This window comes from Shewanella psychrotolerans, from assembly GCF_019457595.1.
Lineage (GTDB): Bacteria > Pseudomonadota > Gammaproteobacteria > Enterobacterales > Shewanellaceae > Shewanella > Shewanella psychrotolerans.
Genome location: NZ_CP080419.1, coordinates 618,596 through 639,242, shown reverse-complemented (window position 1 = coordinate 639,242; position 20,647 = coordinate 618,596). Strand labels below are relative to the sequence as shown.

Genomic DNA, 20,647 nt, shown 5'->3' with positions numbered 1-20,647 from the left:
CTTCCTTGAGTATGCTAGCGTACCTAATCTCCCTCTCTTATCATTCCCGTCAGTAAATTCATCGAATACCAAAGACAAACGGCCATTAATTTTGAGCAAATAAAAACGCCAACCTCTTTCGACATTGGCGTATAACATAAGCTGGAGTTAAGTAACTACTCACCCAAAGGGATCACTTCACGATAGGGTTTTTGTTGCTGATAATGGTGCAATCTTGCTTCAAACTCATCATAGCGATTGTACTCAGCGGTTTGTTTCAGTGCTTCAATAGCACGCTGCTGCGTATTGATCGCGGCGGTATAATCACCAATTTCCGCATACGCTGCAGCTAAGTTATCTAAATTAGTCGGGTCTTGATTATTAGCCGCAACCAATCCTTTACCTATTTCAATGGCCATATCACCATTACGATACTCAGATTCGGGACACGTAGACAATATCCATACAACATTTCCTAGAGAAACGTCATCACCTACAGCCAGAAATCGGTCAACAGCCTTACCGCAGTTACGTTCAATTCCTTGACCACCGGCGGCATAAATAAAACCAAGGCGAAATTGCGCCCACTTATCATCTTTATCTGCAAGTTGCTGATACCAATGTTCAGCTAAGATCAGATCCCGTTTGATAATTTTGCCATCAAAGGCCAAATCGGCAATAGTTTGGGCAGCTTTTAGATGCCCTTGCTCGGCAGCCTTAATAACCCACTTAACCCCAAGATTTTGATCTTGTTCGACAAAACGACCAGACAGATACATTAAACCAAGTAGAAATTGCGCCTCAGACTCTCCCAGAGTCGCTTTTAGCTGAATATGGGCTAACTTGCTTGCTTTCAACGATTGCTCTGTCTGCGGAAGGGAAAATGCCAACACACCTTGACTGACTGACATGCCGGCCAATAATACAACGGCCATTATCCAAGCATTAATTTTCACGGTATCTTTTCTCCTAGGCCATTCACGCCATGTAAGCACTAAATGGTTCAACCACAACGTTTGGCAGCTTCAATCTTACATCTACATAACTAGAATCCAAAATTACGTTAGCAATAATTGACCTCTCAAGTCGAGAGAAAAGCACATTAAAATGCATTTAATCTTCCTGTGGTCACATTATGGTAAGGACTGTGAGGTATGGTAAAGACTGTAAGGCTAAGTTAGATGTGATTTACGCAGCATTGTCAGGCAAATAACATGCGGTTTTTAAGGTATTAGTTGACATATATTACTAATGTATCAAAATAAACCTCCATATCTAAATGGTAGTAGAATTGAGTAACGCCTTGCATCTTTATGGCAAAGTTTGATCTCCAACGAGGTTTTTTCAGCTCAATTGACGTAGTCTGCTTATTTAGCATATTCTTGTATTTACATTAATCAGTCGAGGAACACAGGCATGGCTCTGATTGGTAAGCCTAAACCGGATCCAACTTTGGAATGGTTTTTATCACACTGTCACATTCATAAATACCCAGCCAAAAGCACTCTGATCCATGCAGGTGAAGACTCTGATACTTTGTATTATATCGTTAAAGGCTCTGTCGCTGTCTTGATTAAAGATGAAGAAGGTAAAGAGATGATCCTCTCTTACCTTAACCAAGGTGACTTTATCGGTGAACTAGGTTTGTTCGAAGAACAAGCTGAGCGTACTGCATGGGTTCGCGCTAAACAAGCATGTGAAATTGCAGAAATCTCATACAAGAAATTCAAGCAACTTATCCAAGTTAATCCTGAAATCTTAATGAAACTGTCTTCACAAATGGCTTATCGTCTACAAAGCACCAGCCAAAAAGTGGGCGATCTAGCCTTCCTTGATGTTGCTGGCCGCATTGCGCAGACATTATTACACTTAGCTAAGCAACCTGATGCGATGACCCATCCTGACGGAATGCAGATCAAGATCACTCGTCAAGAGATTGGTCAGATCGTGGGTTGTTCACGTGAAACCGTTGGCCGTATTCTTAAAATGCTTGAAGAACAAAATCTTATTCAAGCACACGGTAAAACAATCGTGGTATATGGTACTCGCTAAGCTAGTATTAAGTTAGATTTAATAGATCTTATATAAAGTGGCCTGACATCTTGTCAGGCTATTTTTTTAGGACAGCGTTAGTGAAACCGATATACTTTGTTAGCGTATTAATGCCCTCACTCTTATCTGTCTCGTCGATTCAGGCGCAGCCGCTTATCGAAGTAGAACATAATCAAGCCAAACAACTTGTGAGCGAAGGAAAAATCGTCTCGCTTGATTTCGCCCTTACCCATATGAAACGATACTGCGCGGGTAAATTACTCGACGCTCACCTTTATCAAAACCAAGGCAACTGGCATTATGATTTACAGCTGCGTAGTGATGCTGGTGAGATGATCTCTTTGAGTATTGATGCGACTACAGGTAAACCTCAACAATACACGCAACTCCCCATTGCTTGTCGAATTGACAAAAAATAGCCTTAAGCTACATCCGCGAAATTAAAGAGTGTATTATCTTGTTAGTAACGCGACATAAATCGCGCGTTCAGCTAGTCACTCACAACCTAAAATAGGTAGATGCTTACTATGAAATTGCTGCTCGTTGAAGATAACCCCCTTTTAGTTGAAGAGCTCGCAAAGCAGCTCAAACAGGCTGGCTATGTCACAGACGTCACCGATAAAGTCAGTGAAGCAGACTACCTGACTAAAGAGACTCACTATGATTGCATCATTCTTGATATTGGCCTCCCCGACGGCAATGGATTAGATCTACTGCAAAAGTGGCGTACTCAAGGACTAAACACACCTGTCATCATGTTGACGGCGCGCAGTCAGTGGCACGAAAAGGTCGAAGGCTTTAATGCTGGCGCTGACGATTACCTTGGAAAACCATTCCATACCCAAGAGTTACTGGCACGGATCCATGCTCTGATCAATCGCGCCCATGGCAAAACCAACACGCCAACCAAAGAACTGAGCTTCGAAGGCGTTGTCTTAGATGAGAATCAGCAAAGTGTGATGGTGGGGGAGCATAATTTTGAGCTTACCGCCATGGAATTTCGGTTACTGAAAATCTTCTTGATGTCCCCAAAAAAGCTACTCTCTAAAGCACAGTTGACCGACAAGCTATATCAGTTTGATGATGAAAAAGAGAGCAATGTCGTCGAAGTTTACGTTACCCATTTACGTAAAAAGCTCGGAAAAACCGCTATCGAAACTCGCCGAGGTCAAGGATATATCTTTCACGGCCTGAAACAATGATATCGATTCGGACTCGGCTAAGCCTTTGGTTATCAGCTTTAGTGATCATCTCCACCTTCGTGGCGATTGTCATTTTTGAGTCTATGTTGCGCCAAGCGTTTCACGACTCTATTATTGCCCGCTTAGAGGAAGATCTGCAGCAAGTATTGGTTGCCATCACCTTTGAAGATGGCGAGATAAGCATAGACAATAGCCAGCTCTCCAGTTTCTATAAACCTGTCTATTCTGGCCGCTATTACCAACTCAATGTGGATGATATCGAACTAAGATCACGCTCCCTGTGGGATCAGCGCCTCGATGTTCGTCCTCTTACCAAAGGTCAAACTCGGGTTTGGCAAACCAAAGGCCCACAAAATCACGATATTCAACTACTTTCAATCGGCATAAGTAGCAAGAGCGCGAATATACAAACGACCCTGACCGTTGCTCAAGACTTAAGTATTGGCCGTCAAGTGTTCACCCAAGTCTACGGTACTAAGTTAGGGGTTAACCTCGCCATGTTAGTCGCCATGGTTTGCGGTATTTTTATTGTTTTAAGGCAATCGTTTAAACCGATAAGTGCTATGCAGCAAGCCTTAATAAGACTTCGCGAGGGCGAAATCACCTCCTTGGATGTTAACAAGATCCCCCCCGAACTTACGCCGATTGCCGAGACATATAACGAGTTATTGCAATACGCGAGCAAACAGATGGAGCGTAGCCGCAATAACTTAGGGAACCTTAGTCATGGCTTGAAGACGCCACTCGCGGTAATGCAACAGCAAGTTGAAACGCTGGGGTTGAAAGATCCAGACTCGGCCATTGCGCTGCAAAAGCAACTAGATCAAATTCACAAGATGATCGAACGCAAATTGGCTGCGGCAAGAATAACAGGCGACATGCTGCCAGCTGCGCAAATGCAACTGCCAAAAGATCTGCTCGACCTCACTCAAACACTGGATAAAGTACATCAAACAAAACAGGTGATTTGTCAGTTTGACATTCCCGATGCGGTTTCACGCCTACCTATCCACCGTGAAGATGGCATGGAGTTGATAGGTAACTTGCTCGATAACGCCTACAAATGGGCAAAGTCACAAGTTTTCATCAACGTCATCAACAAGGGAGACACTATTGAGTTCACTATTGAAGACGACGGTCCAGGGGTTGCTAATGATGAACTTTCACAGCTTACTGGCAGAGGAAAACGCTTAGACGAAGACATTATGGGTCATGGTTTAGGTCTTTCGATCGTCAAAGATATTGCCGAGCAATATGAGATTAAGCTGGACTTCGATCGAAGCCACGATCTTGGTGGATTAAAGATCTGCTTGGAGTTTAAAAAGCTATAGCTTTCATCGTTAACCAGCAGTTTTATCGTTAAAAAAGCCGATAAATTAATATCGGCTTTGTTTTTTTAAGCAATATGCTTACATCGCATTGGTGCTTTCAAAGATCTTGTCAGCAGAAGCTGCCACAAAGCCCGTGTAGAGCTCGCCGTCTGCTTTAGGGTAACGTAGAGCAAACTCATAGAAACAGCTTGGAATACGCTTTACAGTGTCTTTAAAGGCGACATCAATCTTATCTGCCATGGTTGAAGATTGCTCAAGTAACACCTCAGCAGAACCTTTCACTTCCCCACCGACGCTGTTAAGCACAAAGCCAGCCTGCTTAAGCGCATCATTCACTTCAACTATGGTGTGATAACCTGGCAGATGGTTAATCGACACCGTAAAGTGGTTAGCACGATAACCAAATGCGGCTACCCATGCGGCGTATTCACTTTCAGCAAGCAATGCTTCATAGGTGCTAGAGTCTAATTCCCAGTGGCGACCAGAATATAAGAAGTTATCCGCAGTAGTTGCTGCCACTTCAACTTGGTCAACCAAGCCTTTTATGGTGGATTGTAGCTCAGGACTAAACGCTTCAACCATCAACTCAGAAATGAAGACTTTGGGCTGAGTCGGATCTGAATGCTCAAAGTGCTTCGCCTTTAACTTCTTCGCTTCGAAGTGATAATCACCACATGCTACATATCCGATTGACTCGAAATGCTTGGCTAACACGCTCAAGTTTACTTTATCAATATTAAAGGTACGTAGCGCAATATGATCGTTAATAATATCGTCACCCTTAGCCAGCAATTGGTGTACTTTCGCGGCCGAAGGTGTCATCTCAACATAGTCTTCCCATAAGGAAGCAAATAGCTTATTTACATCTGTGTGCATTAATTTAATCCTCAACGGTATCCTAGTGCTAATCATTAGCTCACGCCACGTTAGTATTATTGTTATCACGATATCAACTAACCAGAGTACAGCGTCATCTCTTTAATGTACGAGCTATAAAAATGGGATATCTCAATAAGATATCCCATAATTTCATATTAAACAGTTAAGCCTGGACTTAAGGTTGCCGGCAGACTGACCGCATCGGCTTCAACCGAAGCAACAGGGTAAGCACAGTAATCGGCGGCATAGAATGCACTTGCCCTATGGTTACCCGACGCTCCGACACCACCAAATGGGGCCGCGCCTGACGCGCCAGTGATCTGTTTATTCCAGTTAACGATGCCAGCCCGAATACGCGCGAGGAAATACTCATAATCATCACGGCTATCGGCCAAAATACCAGCAGAAAGACCATAACGGGTATCGTTGGCCAGCTTTATCGCTTCGTCAAAGTCGCTGTAGCGAACCACTTGTAACAATGGGCCAAAATACTCTTCATCTGGCAGTTCAATCACCTGAGTGACATCGACAAGACCGGGAGAAACTAAGCCTGTACCCGCCTCAAGATGAGTCAGTTCAACCAAAGCAGTACCACCTAAGTTGATTAAATTGCGCTGAGCTTCAATCATACCTTTAGCCGCAGCTTCAGAGATCATCGATCCCATAAACGGCTGAGGCTGAGCATTCCAAGGACCCACTTTTATCTGCTTAACGGCTTTTATCAGTTCCGCTAATAGTGCATCCCCTTGAGTTCCCTTCTCTAGGTATAAACGACGAGCACAGGTACAACGCTGACCCGAAGAGATGTAAGCCGACTGAATAATGTCATGAACAGCGGCTTTAGTATCTTCAACCCCTTTGATGATAAGCGGATTATTACCGCCCATCTCTAAGGCTAAGATCTTACCTGGGTGACCGGCATATTGTTGATGTAAAATATGGCCAGTGCGTGAACTACCAGTAAAGAACAGGCCGTCGATTTGTGGATGAGAGGCTAATGCCTTACCCGTTTCGACTTCCCCCTGAACTAAGTTAATCACACCAGCAGGAAGCCCTGCTTGCTGCCAAAGCTTAAGCATTAGCTCAGCCGTTTTGGGGGTAAGTTCTGAAGGCTTAAATACCACGGTATTACCGGCAAGCAATGCTGGCACAATATGACCATTAGGTAGATGACCTGGGAAGTTGTATGGCCCAAATACCGCAACAACACCGTGTGGCTTATGACGCAGCACGGCGCGCCCTGCTGGCGTGTCGCTTTCACTGGTGCCAGTACGCTTATTGTACGCCGCAACTGAAAGCCCAATTTTACCAATCATGGCTCCCGCTTCAGTCGCCGTTTCCCACTGAGGTTTACCCGTTTCTTGAGCAATGGTTTCTGCGATCTCAGCCTTGTTAGCCTCAAGCTGATCACGGTAAGCCTCAACAATCGCTAAACGCCCCTCAAAGCCAAGCATAAACCAATCAAACTGTACATTACGGGCAGCTTCAACAGCGCTGTTAACTTGCTCTGGTGTCGCGGTTTTGCTATTCCAAATAATTTCATTATTAGCAGGGTTTTTCGATGTCACATCGTGACCAAGACCGGCAACCCACTGGCCGTTAATAAATTGACTCATTGTAATTCCCTAAATTGCCAAGACACGGATCTGCTCACCTTGAGCAACCATCAATGCAGTTGCAAGCTCAGGTGAAATTGTCACTTCATCAGTTTCGTCACTGACCAGCAAATTTGCCGATGTAGCGCGATAATCCGCTAACAAAGTATTTGAAAGAATAAAGCAGCTTTTTGATTCAGGCATATCACCGACATTCACGGTCAACAAACGACTCTCTCTCACCGCTCGAATATCGTTAAGATTACATTCAACCGTTGGACCGCCATCGAAAATATCGACATAACCACGGCATCTAAAACCTTCCGCTTGGAGTAGATTCAATGCTGGACGCGTATTGGCATGTACTTCACCAATCACCTTCTGCGCTTCTTCAGGCAGTAAACAAACATAAACAGCATTTTTAGGCATCATCTCAGCCATAAACGCCTTTTGCCCTAAACCAGACAAATAGTCAGCTTGCACAAAATCGATACCTAAGAAGTTCTTTTGCAACCAGCCATAAAAAGGTGAATTACCTTCTGTATCGCTCTCGCCACGCATTTCAGCAATCACCACATCACCAAAACGTGCAGCGTGTTGCGCTAAAAAGAGAAAGCGGCTACGTGACAACATACGGCCGTTATTATTTTTACGATAAGATTCACGTAAAAACAGCGTACATAACTCAGCAGAGCCAGTGTAATCGTGGCATAGCGTCAGCGTTTCAACTTCATTGCGTACGCCAATTTGCTCTGAATAGTAAACTTCGGTACCTAATCGATAATGATAAAAGGCATCTACCATGCCAACCGCAGCTTCGATTCCACAGGTACCGACCACTTCACCGGTCTCGGTATCTTCCAGAACCATTAGATAGCCTTCATCGAATGGTTTGTCGATCTGTTTAACAAATGATGCTTCGACGCGAGCAATTTTACTTCTTAATAGCGCTTCATTGACGGGTAAAGACGTGAATCCATGACCTGACTCCACAGCGATTTGATATAGAGCCTCATAATCGCTGGAACGAATGGGACGGATAATTAACATCTTTGGTCTCCTCAGTTTTGCTCGTCACTCAAATGCAAATCCCTGTTAAATATAAGACAGGCATTTAGCATCTAAGATTCAAGTATTTCTACTGACAAAAAAAAGCGCGAATAATCTATCCGCGCTTAATCTATCTATTAGCCAGCAACCACTTTAGCTACAGCACGTTCGAAACGAGCAAGACCTTCGGCAATATCAGCCTCAGGAATAACCAGAGAAGGGGTAAAACGAATAACATTTGCACCAGCGATCAGTGTCATCAAACCTTCAGCCACTGATGCAACGAGGAACTCTTTTGAACGACCTTGATATTGTTCATTTAACACCGCACCAATCAGTAGACCTTGTCCACGGACCATTTCAAAAACATGGTACTTGTCGTTGATCTTGTTGAGACCATCGCGTAATAGCTGTTCGCGACGCTTAACACCATCAAGTACTTCTGGCGTATTAACAACATCTAAAACCGCATTACCAATGGCACAGGCTAATGGATTACCACCATAAGTTGAACCATGAGTACCAATTTTAAGATGTTCAGCAATCTCATTGGTGGTCAACATAGCTGCGATCGGGAAACCACCTCCTAAGGCTTTAGCTGTGGTTAAGATATCAGGTACAACATCATTACGCATATAAGCATATAGCTCACCTAAACGACCGACACCTGTTTGTACTTCATCGAAAATAACCAATGCATTGTGCTTATCAGCAAGGGCGCGTACGGCTTTTAAGAATTCAATGTCCGCATCGATAATGCCACCTTCGCCTTGCAGCGGTTCTAACATAATCGCACAAGTCTTATCCGACACTTCCGCTTCTAACGCGACGATATCATTGAATGGTAAATGGGTAATGCTCTGTGGCTTAGGGCCAAAACCATCTGAATAAGCCGCTTGCCCACCCACACTCACGGTGAAGAAAGTACGTCCGTGGAAAGCTTTATCGAAAGCGATAATTTGATCTTTTTCTGCGCCAAACTTCTCCAAAGCGTAACGTCGAGCCAGTTTCAACGCGGCTTCGTTTGCTTCTGCGCCAGAGTTAGCGAAATACACTTTATCAGCAAAGGTAGCATCAACCAGCTTAGTGGCTAGTGCTAACGCAGGTTCGTTTGTCATGACATTAGAAAGATGCCAAAGCTTCTCTCCCTGCTTTTTTAGTGCGCCCACAAGTGCTGGATGACAATGACCTAAACAGTTAACAGCAATACCGCCAGCGAAATCGACGTACTCATTGCCATCCTGATCCCAAACTCTGCTTCCCTCACCACGAACAGGAATAACGGCAGACGGTGCATAGTTAGGCACCATTACTTCATCAAATTGGGCTCGGGTTAACGTATTGTTCACACTCATTCCTCTCATCCTTTATTTGTTGCCGATGGCTCAAAAGCCTGTCGTATCCGTCTTTTATCTTAACGATTGCCTATAGCGGCGACGGTTGTTTAGTTATCTTAAGTGACATTAATAACGAAAATGTGATCAAAATACCAGTTTCTTACACTCTAAGTAATGATTGAGAGCACGATTAGTGCATAAAGATTTGGGCTTAAGAGTTATACAAGCGTTTAGCATGGGGGTTTTGGGCATAATTAGTCATAAAAAAGTTTATTTGCACCCAAATTCACTAAGCATGCATCAATAATGCATATATAAACATCAAGATGCTATCACTTAGTATCCACACTTGTTAATTTTGCTGCTTTTTAACACAATGAAGGCAGCCAACCGCTGCCTTGATAACCTCAAACCTAAATTAAATCGAGCTTTCGATAATTTTGCCCTTTGAGACGAATATGCTCCTGTTCTGATAATTCATAATAATCAAACATTAAGCGTTTTTCTTTAGGCGAAATCATCCGCATCTCTTCTAGCATTAACACCTTAGCAAAGCAGCTTGCCCGCGCGACTAATGCCGAATAATCGGATAATTCGCTATAACTTAGGGTCTGGTCTAGTTCTGCTTGTACTTGGGTCAATGGGCTTTGCTCGAAATTAAGCAAGCTTAGCAGTTGCCAATTGAGTTTTTGTGCATGCTTTAATACCTGTTGATAAATGTTATCTGCTGGAAACTCTGTCGCCAAAACCGCGTCATAAAGCTCTTTATCTCGACTACTGCTAGCTTCTCGAAGCCAATTACCCCAGACATTTTCATATACTTTGGCGCCGTTCTTCAACACGACAGAGGTTCCCAATTGATGTAGTAAGCTACAGCTATAAGCTAACGCAACATCTTTCTCATTTAACTCGGCAAGTGCTTTGGCTGCAATACCGGTTAACATGGCGTAACGCCATAGCTTTCGCGTTGTCCACAGTAAGTTAGCATGACCAGTAGGCAGCCAATTACGTAGACAAAAATAAGGGATCAACATTCGTAAATTTTCAATACCGATAAAATTAAGCACTAACTTTATCTCGGTGACTTTAACATCGGAATGTTGTTGGTATTTATGACGAAAAGAAGCGCTGTTAACGATATTGGTTAAGTCTCGACACAGCCAAGGAAGCTCACTGATGAGTAGGCGTAAACGGTTCAAATCTAAATTCTTTTGATGCAATGTTTCTAGCACCAACATCTGATTTTCATTGATCCCTGAGTGCTTAAGTAACAACTCAGGAGAAGCCAATTGATTGTCGAGGGTGGAATTAACCGTGGTAATTAACTGGGCCGATACCGCTTCAAATACTTGCTTTGCTTGAATTTGTTTAGACAAACGCTGAAATACGGCATCGCGCTCGATGGCTAACTTATTAGCATCCCCCTCAAGCTCTCTATCTAGTGCATCAAACATAGATGCGGCAGCTTTTTGCTTACCTACGATGACTTGCTTCAAAAGCCGATGTTCTATCTCAATAATAATACCGGGGCGCACGCCACCCGAAACGGATTTACCCACCTAACGCTTTCTCCACGGAGTCTAATTGCTGTTAACTTAGCATATATTACACCAAATCACTGACTTGTAAGAAAATTGATTAATACCAAATAAAACGGGCCGCCAATGGAGACCCGTTTTATTATTTAAGCTGGACTAGGATTATTTAAGCTCTTGTTCGAAGAGTTTAAAAATACGACGATATTCATCTAACCAACTAGAGGGCTGACGGAAACCGTGTGGCTCAACTGGATAAATCGCAGTTTCAAACATGGGCTTCTCAAGCTCGATCAAACGCTGAACTAAGCGCACACTATCTTGAAAGAACACGTTATCATCAAGTACACCACTCATAATTAGCAGCGGTTTTTGTAATCCTTCGGCATGTTCTATCGGGGAGCTACGCTCGTAAGCGATAGCATCGATATCAGGCGTGTTTAAGATATTAGAGGTATAAGGTGCATTATAGTGAGCCCAATCCGTTACAGGACGCAATGCAGCCCCCGCTTGGAACAGATCAGGCTCTGTGAATAGTGCCATAAATGTTAAAAAGCCGCCGTATGAACCACCGTATGTACCGACACGATTAACATCGACATTAGCATTGCTGCCCATCCAACTTACGCCATCTTTCAAGTCTTCCACTTCAGGATGACCCATGTTGCGATAAACGGCCGTCCGCCAGTCACGTCCATAACCCTTTGATCCCCTATAATCCATATCCATGACAACGTAACCTTTTTGAGTTAATAGGTTATGGAACATAAATTCACGGAAGTAACCAGAGAAGCCATAATGTGCATTTTGCAGATAACCGGCCCCGTGGTTAAAGATAACAGCAGGATACTTGTCTATATTGGCTTTATTGTAACCTTGCGGTAAATACACCCGAGCATAAATATCATCAGCGCCATGGGTCGATGGCACCTTAACAACTTCAGGCGCTTGCCAAGGATATTGCTTAAACGCGTCACTAGTATAATGAGTCAACTGCTTTAGCTCACCGCCAATAGACTGAACAAATAACTCGTTTGGTTGAGTACGACGAGATGCACTAAGCAATAGCTTAGCCCCGTCTGGACTCAAGCTATAATCAAGCTGACCATCCCATTTCGTCAACTGCTCACTTTGACCTGACGTAATTTCAACGCGATAGACGTTGTCTATGCCTGGATGGTCTTTATTCGCTTTGTAGTAGATAAACTTAGCTTTAGGGCCCAAGGTAATATCGCTAACCACATACTTGCCTTGAGTTAACGCTTTAGCCTTACTGTCTTTAGCCTTCAAATAAAGGTGTGAGTAACCCGTTTCTTCAGAAAGATAATAGAGCGTATCGCTGTTAGGTAACCAGCCAAACTGATTAAAGTTGTAGTTTACCCAAGCGTCATCATGCAACCTATGTTCAGTAATAAGCTTGCCAGCGTTCAAATCGACTCGAGCTAACCAACGATCTTTGTTGTCAACGGCTTCAAGCATAATGGCAACTTGACTAGTGTCACTTTGCCACTGAATAGCACTTTGACTCCAACCCCAATCTTGCATCAGTTGGATTTTACGTGGTGCTTTTTCGCTTTTATAAGACTCTCCTTTAGCCTTAGCGTTTTCAGCTTTTACCGCGCCAAGCACATCAGCATCGAATCCCTTAAGCCCTTCGATGGTGATATCACGCTTTTTGTGCAACTCTAAATCCAACAACACTAAGCGCTCACCAGGCGGATTATCTTCAGCAACCCTTGCTCTAGCTGGCACGGAGTCAACATAGCCTTTACTTCCCAAATAGTTAGGCATAATGTCATGTTCGCTGCGCCAGCTGTAACTTTTGTCGACCAGAGACAGTAGCAAATAACGGCCATCGGGTGACAAACTCATCTCTGAAACCACCTCTGCATCACCCAGATACCAGGTCTTAGCCGCAACGGTTGGATCTAACTTGGTCAATTCAGCCTGATATTGCTCTTTTTGCTTAGCCTTGCTTTGTTGCAATGCCACATAATCGATCAATCTATGCTGTTGCTTAGCGATATAGCTATCAGGCTCTTGAACTCCCTGAGGTGCTTTAGCCATTTTGATATTCGCAATCTGTTCGTATAGGCCAGTATCTTGGTGGATCCTAAATACTTGCTCCCCCTGCCAATAGGCAATATCACCATTTTTCAAAAAACGAACACCATCAACATTGGTATTCTGTCGAGTTAATTGACGTACTCCCCCTGTAACTAAATCCTTAACGAACAAGTTACCTTGGTAGATATAGGCTTTTTGGCTACGACTAGTGTCATAAACACCGCGTTGTTGGTCGGCTAGGTGTAGCTGCTCGATGGTAAGCTGCGTCGCATTTTTTGCATCGATAGACTGCTGATAGTAATCGAGTATTGCTGAGCTATGAGGCTGACGGGCAAAATAGACAGATTGACTGTCATCGCTCCAATATTCACCTTTAGCGAAAACCCCCATCCAATCGGGATTAGCCATAATTTGATTGAGTGTTAATTGCTGCTCAACCGTTGGAGGTGTGACTAACGAGACAGGCACTGAATTGATCGCCTGAGATGATTCATCTTGGGGAGTAGCGGCGCATCCCCCTAAAATAGTAAGGGTCAATAAACTTAGACCGAAACCACGAAAAGCACCCTTCATCTTGCTTCCTTATCGTTATTTTGCAAAAGCAGCTGTCGCTACATAGGCAGTTATTTTGCTGCCTTTTATATCATAAAATAACGAAGAAACGCGGATGATCACTGATAAATCTTGTAACAGTTTGAAAAGAAAATCGACATTTTAGGGTCAAAGATTAACAACCAACATAGCTTAACAAGATTTGTTCACGAAGTTCTTTAGTAACGCTAACCCTTGCTCAGTCAATATTGACTCAGGATGAAACTGCACACCATATATGGGCAAACTACGATGGCTCATTGCCATAATTTCCCGGCCATGCTGCGGATCGTCAAACCAAGCATCAAGCTCAAAATTCTCAGGAATTTTATCAACTAGCAAGGAGTGATATCGAGTGACCGTGAGCGGTTGATTTAGATTAGTAAACAGACCTAGATTACGATGAGTAATTGCACTTGTTTTGCCATGCATAACACGCTTTGCACGCACGACTCTTGCTCCAAAAGCCTGAGCTATTGCTTGATGCCCCAAACAGACTCCTAATATCGGCAACTTACCGGCAAAATATTTAATCGCCGCCAAGGAAATACCCGCTTCATTCGGCGAACATGGGCCGGGTGAGATCACTAACAACGTAGGCGCTAATGCCTCTATCTGATCTAATGTAATTTCATCATTACGTTTAACGACAATTTTTTGCCCTAGCTGCTGAAAATACTGCACTAAGTTAAAGGTAAAAGAATCATAGTTGTCGATCATTAAGATCATATTACTGTTCGCTGGCCTGACGTTTTGGGGATTGGATACTGGCGCAGATGCTAACACAGAGTGAAATAGGATTCATCAAATTGAAATCGACGGCAACATTATAACAATCAATATAAGGAAGTGATCGACTCAAGGTGTTTCTTAGCAACTCATTAAAGGCGAATATTGGTATTACTAGCAAGATTTATAGCGACAAAAAAACCAGCCTTTTGGCTGGTTTTCATCACAATGCAGCGTCTATTTAACGACGGTAAGATGACTACGACGTTTAGGTTTATCCGTTTTCGTCGCAGGCTTATCTGCAGACTCTACCGAAGGCTTATCATCAACAACCGACAGACCTGTTTCTTCAGCCTCAGGCTCTAATTGATATGCTTCTTCCTGATCAAAAACAGTACCTGCACCGTTCTCACGAGCATAGATAGCGACAATAGAAGCCATAGGCAATAAAACCTGTTGAGGTACGCCGCCAAAACGAGCATTAAACTCAATAAAGTCATGCCCTATCTGAAGGTTTCCTACTGCACTAGCCGTAATATTAAGCACAATCTGTCCATCCTTGACATATTGCTGCGGCACTTGTGTACCTGGAACATAAGCATCAACCACTACATGCGGAGTAAGCTCATTATCCATTAACCAGTCATAGTATGCCTGTAGCAAATATGGACGATTAGGTGTCATCGGCTTCATTAGATACCCATGCGCATTTCGCGCTCGGCTTCTGTTAATGATGCTTTAAATGATTCACGATCAAAAATGCGCGTCATATAGGCTTTAACTTCTTTTGCTGTACGGCTATCGAGTTCGATACCCAATACAGGCAAACGCCAAAGTAGTGGTCCTAAATAACAATCTGCTAAACCAAACTCTTCAGCCATAAAATAAGGCATTTCATTAAAGATTGGCGAAATAGACGTTAAGCTCTCTTGTAACTGTTTACGAGCAGCGTCGGCACGATCACCATTACGGATACGATCGACCAAAGTGTACCAGTCATTTTCGATACGGTGCATCATCAAACGAGTTTGACCACGTGAAACAGGGTAAACAGGCATTAGTGGCGGATGAGGAAAACGCTCATCTAGATATTCCATAATAATGCGTGAGTTATATAGGACAAGTTCGCGATCAACGAGTGTAGGAACTGTATTATATGGATTTAGCTCAATTAGATCTTCAGGCATCTCGCTAGGGTCAACCTGCAGAACATCGACAGTTACTCCTTTTTCAGCCAAGACAATACGGACTTGGTGACTATAGAGATCGTCTGCGCCTGAAAACAGGGTCATGATTGAGCGTTTATTGGCAGCAACAGCCATTGATACCCTCCAAAATTAAAATCAAAAAGCTAAAAAAAGCAAAAAACAAACGAGGGGCAAAGCCCCCCGTTTAGAATATGCGGATAATACATTCTAACCTTTATTGGGGGTTAGTGTACATCTTTCCAATACTCTTTCTTTAAGAGATAGGCCACAATAAAGAAAATAAACAGGAAGCCCAATACCCACCAACCTAAGCGTTCACGCTCAAGTTTGACTGGCTCACCCGAATAAACCAGGAAGCCAGTGATATCGCGAACCACTTGATCATACTCTTCTGCAGTTAACTTACCGCCCGTTGTGACTAAAGTGCCATCTTCTTGTTTAACCGGCAAACCTTGCAGCTCTTCCAGTACGTGTGGCATGGCCACTGACGGAAATACTGTGTTGTTTACGCCAAAAGGACGACTATCATCCTGATAGAAGCTCTTCAGGTAAGTGTAGATCCAATCTTCACCACGCACCCGAGCTACTAGAGTCAAATCTGGAGGCGCTGCGCCAAACCATTTTGCCGCATAAACTTCTGGAATTGCGTTTTCCATCAGATCGCCAACTTTAGCGCCCTCAATAAACATATGCTTATTACGCATATCGTCTAGTGAAATGCCTAAGTCTTCAGCGACACGATTATAGCGTTGGTATTGAGTGCTATGACAACCAGAGCAGTACTGTTGGAATGACTCTAAACCACGCTGCAGTGACTCTGTATCTTTAAGATCGACGTTAGCACTTTCTAAATCTACATGTGCTCCACCTGCCGCAAAGGCAAGAGATGGCACCAATGTAACTAATGCAATTAATAATTTCTTCATTAGTGAGTCAACCTCTCTGGTACAGGCTTAGTTTTCTCATTCTTGCTGTAAATCCATAAAGCAAGGAAGAAGCCGAAGTATGTCAGAGTAAAGATACGTGCAGCAATTGTTAACGCTGGCGTTGCTGGAACAGCACCTAAGTATCCTAAGATAACAAATGATACCGCAAACTGACCAATGTTCAGTTTATGGATCATGCTACGGTAACGCACAGATTTAACCTTACAACGATCTAACCATGGCAATACGAACAACACAGCAATTGCTAAGCCCATGCCGACAACACCTAGTAACTTGTCAGGAATCGCACGCAAAATCGCATAGAATGGCGTGAAGTACCATACTGGCGCAATATGCTCCGGCGTCTTCATCGGATTAGCCGCTTCGAAGTTTGGCTTCTCGAGGAAGTATCCACCGCCTTCTGGCATAAAGAACAGCACGTAGCAGAAGACAATCAGGAAGCCAGCGACGCCCATGATATCTTTCACTGTGTAGTATGGGTGGAATGGGATACCATCTTTCGGCCAGCCATTCTCATCCTTGTTCTTCTTAATTTCGATACCGTCAGGATTGTTAGAACCCACTTCATGTAACGCAATTAAGTGTAGAAATACCAACACAACCAAAACTAATGGCAACGCAATAACATGCAATGCAAAGAAACGATTTAGTGTCGCGCCAGAAACAACGAAGTCACCACGTATCCAAAGTGTTAGATCATCACCAATCACAGGGATCGCGCCAAATAGCGAGATAATGACCTGAGCTCCCCAGTAAGACATTTGTCCCCATGGCAGCAGATACCCCATAAAGGCTTCAGCCATCAGTACCAAGAAGATCAACATCCCAAACAGCCAGAGTAGTTCTCTTGGCTTTTGGTATGAACCATAGAGCAGTCCACGGAACATGTGCAGGTAGATCACCACAAAGAAGGCTGAGGCCCCCGTTGAGTGCATGTAACGTAATAGCCAGCCATACTCCACATCACGCATGATGTATTCGATAGAGGCAAACGCACCTTCTGCAGTCGGTACATAGTTCATGGTTAGCCAGATACCGGTTAGCAGCTGGTTAACAAGTACCAACATGGCTAGCGAGCCAAAGAAGTACCAAAAGTTAAAGTTAGTAGGCGTCGCATATTGTCCGACATGACGGTTATAGGTCGCCGTCATAGGAATACGTGCATCAATCCAATCAATAATATTCTTAACCATTACGCAGCCCCCTGATCGACACCGATAATCACGTTGCCGTCATCAATATATTGATGAGGTGGAACAACAAGGTTCAATGGAGCAGGTACGCCTTGGAATACACGACCCGCCATATCAAACTTAGAACCATGACATGGACAAAAGAAACCAGACGCAACACCTTCAACCTGCTCACCAAAGGTATCTGGTAGATACGTAGGAGAACAACCTAGGTGAGTACAAAGACCTACAGCGATAAAATACTCAGGCTTAATTGAACGAACCGCATTCTGCGCATAAGCAGGTTGCTGTTCTTCACTTGAGCTAGGATCTCGTAGCTGATCGTCATGTGTGGCAAGACCTTTTAAGATCTCTTCTGTGCGACGGACAACCCATACAGGCTTTCCGCGCCACTCAACACGGATCAGCTGACCCGGCTCTAATTTACTAATATTTACTTCAACCGGCGCACCTGCAGCTTTCGCTTTGGCACTCGGATTCCATGACTTTATAAACGGGACCGCCACAGCGACGGCACCTGCACCACCTACTACGGCGGTTGCTGCGGTCAGAAATCTGCGACGTCCGGTATCGACTGGCGCATTGCTCATCCACTTATCTCCAGAGAGTGTTGGAATTTTTGTTTTAAAAATTTTTGAAAATGGGGTTCTACCCCAAAGAGCAAAAATCAAATTTGAGGCGGGGCTCATTATAGCCAAAAATTAGAGACAGATCATAGTAAAACAGAGAACAAAGTTAACTATGTAAGCAAAACAGCCTATCTAGAGGATTATATGCAACTACTCGGAGGGTATATATTCAATATTTAGCAGGTATAGTAACTAAAAAACAAATAACAACTTTATCTAAATTAGTTGTTTACTGAAGTACATATAAAAAAAGCCCGAACTAGTCGGGCTTTTTAAAATTATAACGCTTATTTGCCGTTGGCATGCTTCATATACTTGAAGAAGTCACTGTCTGGCTCTAACACCATGACGTTAGATCCACCTTCAAAGCTGGCTTTATAGGCTTCTAAACTACGCAAGAATGAGTAAAACTCAGGATCTTTATTATAAGCATCCGCATAGATCTTAGCAGCAATCGCATCACCTTCACCACGAACAGCAAGGGCTTTACGCTCAGCTTCAGCAATTTGAATCGTAACGCTTGCGTCAGTCTTAGCACGAATGATTTCAGACTGCTCTCTACCTTGCGCACGGTGTTCTTTTGCTACTGCGGTACGTTCAGCACGCATACGCTGATAGATACTTGAACTCACGTTTGCTGGCAAATTGATCTGCTTTACGCGCACATCAACAACTTCGATACCCAGATCTTTTGCACTGTCAGACGCATTTCTTAAGGCATCTTGTTGCAGTTCATCACGACTACCAGAAACAATATCTCTAATAGTGCGGCGACCAAACTCAGTACGTAAATCGTTATTTATCTTACGTTGTAATAAAGACTCAGCTTGAACCTTGTTACCACCGTTAGTGGCAAGATAGTATTTTTCATGATCTTTGATGCGCCATTTCACATAGGAATCAACCATCAAATCTTTCTTTTCAGAGGTAACAAAACGATCGGCTGCGCCATCCATCGTTTGGATACGTGAATCTAACAGCTTAATCTTATCAACCAATGGCAACTTAATATGTAAACCAGGCTTATAAATCCGCGTTACGCCATCATCTTTTAAGATCTTACCAAAACGAGAAACAATAGCTCGCTCACCCTCATTTACAACGAGCAGTGATGATAAGCCGATAGCGATCAAAATCGCCGCAATAATTACTGATAATCTACCCATGATTAGTTTCTCCCCTGGCGAATGTTGTCGCTACGAGAAGGACGCCCATCAAGTGGAATTCCAACACTATTTACTACGCTATTAACTGAATCAGTCGAAGTATCGTTCACAACCGTTTTAGGCTGCTTAGATGACTTACCCTGTTCCATTAGCTTATCTAAAGGTAGATACATCATGTTGCCATTGCTTTTAGCATCAACCAAAACCTTATTGGCTCCAGAATAAACTTTAGACATAGCATCGATATAAAGACGATTTCGAGTCACTTCTGGCGCAGCTTTATATTCAGGTAAAAGCTGTTCAAAGCGAACCACTTTACCGCGAGCTTCTAAAATTTCACGTTGTTTATACGCGTTAGCTTGCTGCTCCATACGCTGAACGGTACCACGAGCCTTAGGTTCAATCTCACGAGAATAAGCTTCGGCTTCTCGAATAAAGCGTTGTTCATCTTCCTGTGCAGAAATTGCATCATCAAACGCATCTTTCACCTCTTCAGGTGGACGCGCAGGCAAAAAGTTGACATCGCGGATCTCTATACCCAAATTGTAAGGCTCAATAATGCGATTCACTTCATCCCAAGTATCACGACGAATTTGGTCTCGACCAGTGGTCAAAATGTCATCCATCTTGTTGTGGCCAACCACATAGCGCAATGCACTATCCGTCGCTTCACGTAAACTTGAGTTAGCATCAACTGCGCTAAACATGTAGCGATAAGGATCGACTACAATATATTGCACATCAAGCTCAACCAACACGACGTTTTCGTCAGCAGTAAGCATGCTGCCAGATGCAGGTATAGAGCGGACGTTACTCACGTTCACGGGATAAACTTCATCAATAAAGGTCGCTTTCCACTGTAAGCCTGGCTCAACTTGGCCAATATATTGACCAAAGCGTAAGGCTACGCCTTTTTCAGCTTCTTTAACTGTATAGAAACCTGAAAGTCCCCATACAACCACTGCGATACCTAAGACAATAACGAATCCTAATGCACTGAATCCACCGCCAGAACCGTTACCTTTGCCGCCAAAGCGTTTAGAGATATTCTTAAACACTTCGTCTAGGTCTGGTGGCCCTTTGTCATTGCCATTTTTGTTTCCCCAAGGGTCTTGACCCTTGTTACCGGGCTCGTTCCAAGCCATTTAGCACTCCAT

Annotated in this window: 19 protein-coding genes; 4 read left to right on the top strand and 15 right to left on the bottom strand. The window is 43.5% G+C overall.

The window, feature by feature from the left end; genetic code table 11:
- Positions 1–155: 155 nt before the first annotated feature.
- Positions 156–935: a tetratricopeptide repeat protein gene (locus tag K0I62_RS02905; RefSeq protein WP_258405071.1), complete on the bottom strand. Its 780-nt coding sequence runs from the start codon at positions 933–935 to the stop codon at positions 156–158.
- 460 nt (positions 936–1,395) lie between these two features.
- Here K0I62_RS02905 and crp point away from each other — a divergent pair, with 460 nt between their 5' ends.
- The 4 genes from crp (at position 1,396) to K0I62_RS02885 (ending at position 4,564) form a co-directional block, all read left to right on the top strand.
- Positions 1,396–2,031, top strand: a complete 636-nt coding sequence (gene crp / locus K0I62_RS02900; RefSeq protein WP_011864391.1) for a cAMP-activated global transcriptional regulator CRP — start codon at positions 1,396–1,398, stop codon at positions 2,029–2,031.
- Positions 2,032–2,111: 80 nt separating this feature from the next.
- The gene (locus K0I62_RS02895) at positions 2,112–2,450 is read left to right on the top strand and encodes a PepSY domain-containing protein (protein WP_220070044.1); all 339 of its coding nucleotides are present in this window, start codon (positions 2,112–2,114) and stop codon (positions 2,448–2,450) included.
- Positions 2,451–2,558: 108 nt separating this feature from the next.
- Entirely contained in the window at positions 2,559–3,233 is a 675-nt protein-coding gene (locus K0I62_RS02890; protein WP_220070043.1) for a response regulator transcription factor, read from the top strand.
- Positions 3,230–4,564, top strand: coding sequence for a sensor histidine kinase (locus tag K0I62_RS02885; RefSeq protein WP_220070042.1), 1,335 nt, complete (start codon positions 3,230–3,232; stop codon positions 4,562–4,564). The genes K0I62_RS02890 and K0I62_RS02885 overlap by 4 nt, the downstream gene beginning before the upstream one ends.
- Before the next feature lie 78 nt (positions 4,565–4,642).
- On the opposite strand, the gene K0I62_RS02880 is transcribed toward K0I62_RS02885, so the two are convergent.
- From K0I62_RS02880 to hflK, 14 genes are all read right to left on the bottom strand, one after another.
- Positions 4,643–5,440, bottom strand: coding sequence for a DUF1338 domain-containing protein (locus tag K0I62_RS02880; RefSeq protein ID WP_220070041.1), 798 nt, complete (start codon positions 5,438–5,440; stop codon positions 4,643–4,645).
- A gap of 158 nt (positions 5,441–5,598) precedes the next feature.
- Complete coding sequence (gene astD, locus K0I62_RS02875; RefSeq protein ID WP_220070040.1) at positions 5,599–7,059, bottom strand: succinylglutamate-semialdehyde dehydrogenase; 1,461 nt, start codon at positions 7,057–7,059, stop codon at positions 5,599–5,601.
- Positions 7,060–7,068: 9 nt separating this feature from the next.
- Positions 7,069–8,088, bottom strand: a complete 1,020-nt coding sequence (gene astA, locus K0I62_RS02870; RefSeq protein ID WP_220070039.1) for an arginine N-succinyltransferase — start codon at positions 8,086–8,088, stop codon at positions 7,069–7,071.
- 137 nt (positions 8,089–8,225) lie between these two features.
- The gene (locus K0I62_RS02865) at positions 8,226–9,443 is read right to left on the bottom strand and encodes an aspartate aminotransferase family protein (protein WP_220070038.1); all 1,218 of its coding nucleotides are present in this window, start codon (positions 9,441–9,443) and stop codon (positions 8,226–8,228) included.
- Between the two features lie 395 nt (positions 9,444–9,838).
- The gene (locus tag K0I62_RS02860) at positions 9,839–10,984 is read right to left on the bottom strand and encodes an HDOD domain-containing protein (RefSeq protein WP_220070037.1); all 1,146 of its coding nucleotides are present in this window, start codon (positions 10,982–10,984) and stop codon (positions 9,839–9,841) included.
- Between the two features lie 141 nt (positions 10,985–11,125).
- Positions 11,126–13,600, bottom strand: coding sequence for a S9 family peptidase (locus K0I62_RS02855; RefSeq protein WP_220070036.1), 2,475 nt, complete (start codon positions 13,598–13,600; stop codon positions 11,126–11,128).
- 171 nt (positions 13,601–13,771) lie between these two features.
- Positions 13,772–14,347, bottom strand: a complete 576-nt coding sequence (locus K0I62_RS02850; protein WP_220070035.1) for an anthranilate synthase component II — start codon at positions 14,345–14,347, stop codon at positions 13,772–13,774.
- A gap of 237 nt (positions 14,348–14,584) precedes the next feature.
- Positions 14,585–15,040 (bottom strand): ClpXP protease specificity-enhancing factor, encoded by a 456-nt coding sequence (locus K0I62_RS02845; protein ID WP_220070034.1) that lies wholly within the window; start codon positions 15,038–15,040, stop codon positions 14,585–14,587.
- The gene (sspA, locus tag K0I62_RS02840; protein ID WP_220063096.1) at positions 15,040–15,669 is read right to left on the bottom strand and encodes a stringent starvation protein SspA; all 630 of its coding nucleotides are present in this window, start codon (positions 15,667–15,669) and stop codon (positions 15,040–15,042) included. Before sspA ends, K0I62_RS02845 begins: the two co-directional genes overlap by 1 nt.
- A gap of 110 nt (positions 15,670–15,779) precedes the next feature.
- Positions 15,780–16,481 (bottom strand): cytochrome c1, encoded by a 702-nt coding sequence (locus K0I62_RS02835; RefSeq protein ID WP_220070033.1) that lies wholly within the window; start codon positions 16,479–16,481, stop codon positions 15,780–15,782.
- Positions 16,481–17,695: a cytochrome b gene (locus K0I62_RS02830; RefSeq protein ID WP_220070032.1), complete on the bottom strand. Its 1,215-nt coding sequence runs from the start codon at positions 17,693–17,695 to the stop codon at positions 16,481–16,483. The genes K0I62_RS02835 and K0I62_RS02830 overlap by 1 nt, the downstream gene beginning before the upstream one ends.
- Positions 17,695–18,285 carry a ubiquinol-cytochrome c reductase iron-sulfur subunit gene (gene petA, locus K0I62_RS02825; RefSeq protein ID WP_220070031.1) on the bottom strand — a complete coding sequence of 197 codons (591 nt, stop codon included), beginning with the start codon at positions 18,283–18,285 and terminating at the stop codon, positions 17,695–17,697. The genes K0I62_RS02830 and petA overlap by 1 nt, the downstream gene beginning before the upstream one ends.
- Before the next feature lie 326 nt (positions 18,286–18,611).
- Positions 18,612–19,490: a protease modulator HflC gene (hflC, locus tag K0I62_RS02820; RefSeq protein WP_220070030.1), complete on the bottom strand. Its 879-nt coding sequence runs from the start codon at positions 19,488–19,490 to the stop codon at positions 18,612–18,614.
- Positions 19,491–19,492: 2 nt separating this feature from the next.
- Positions 19,493–20,635, bottom strand: a complete 1,143-nt coding sequence (gene hflK, locus K0I62_RS02815) for an FtsH protease activity modulator HflK (protein ID WP_220070029.1) — start codon at positions 20,633–20,635, stop codon at positions 19,493–19,495.
- Between the last annotated feature and the right edge of the window lie 12 nt (positions 20,636–20,647).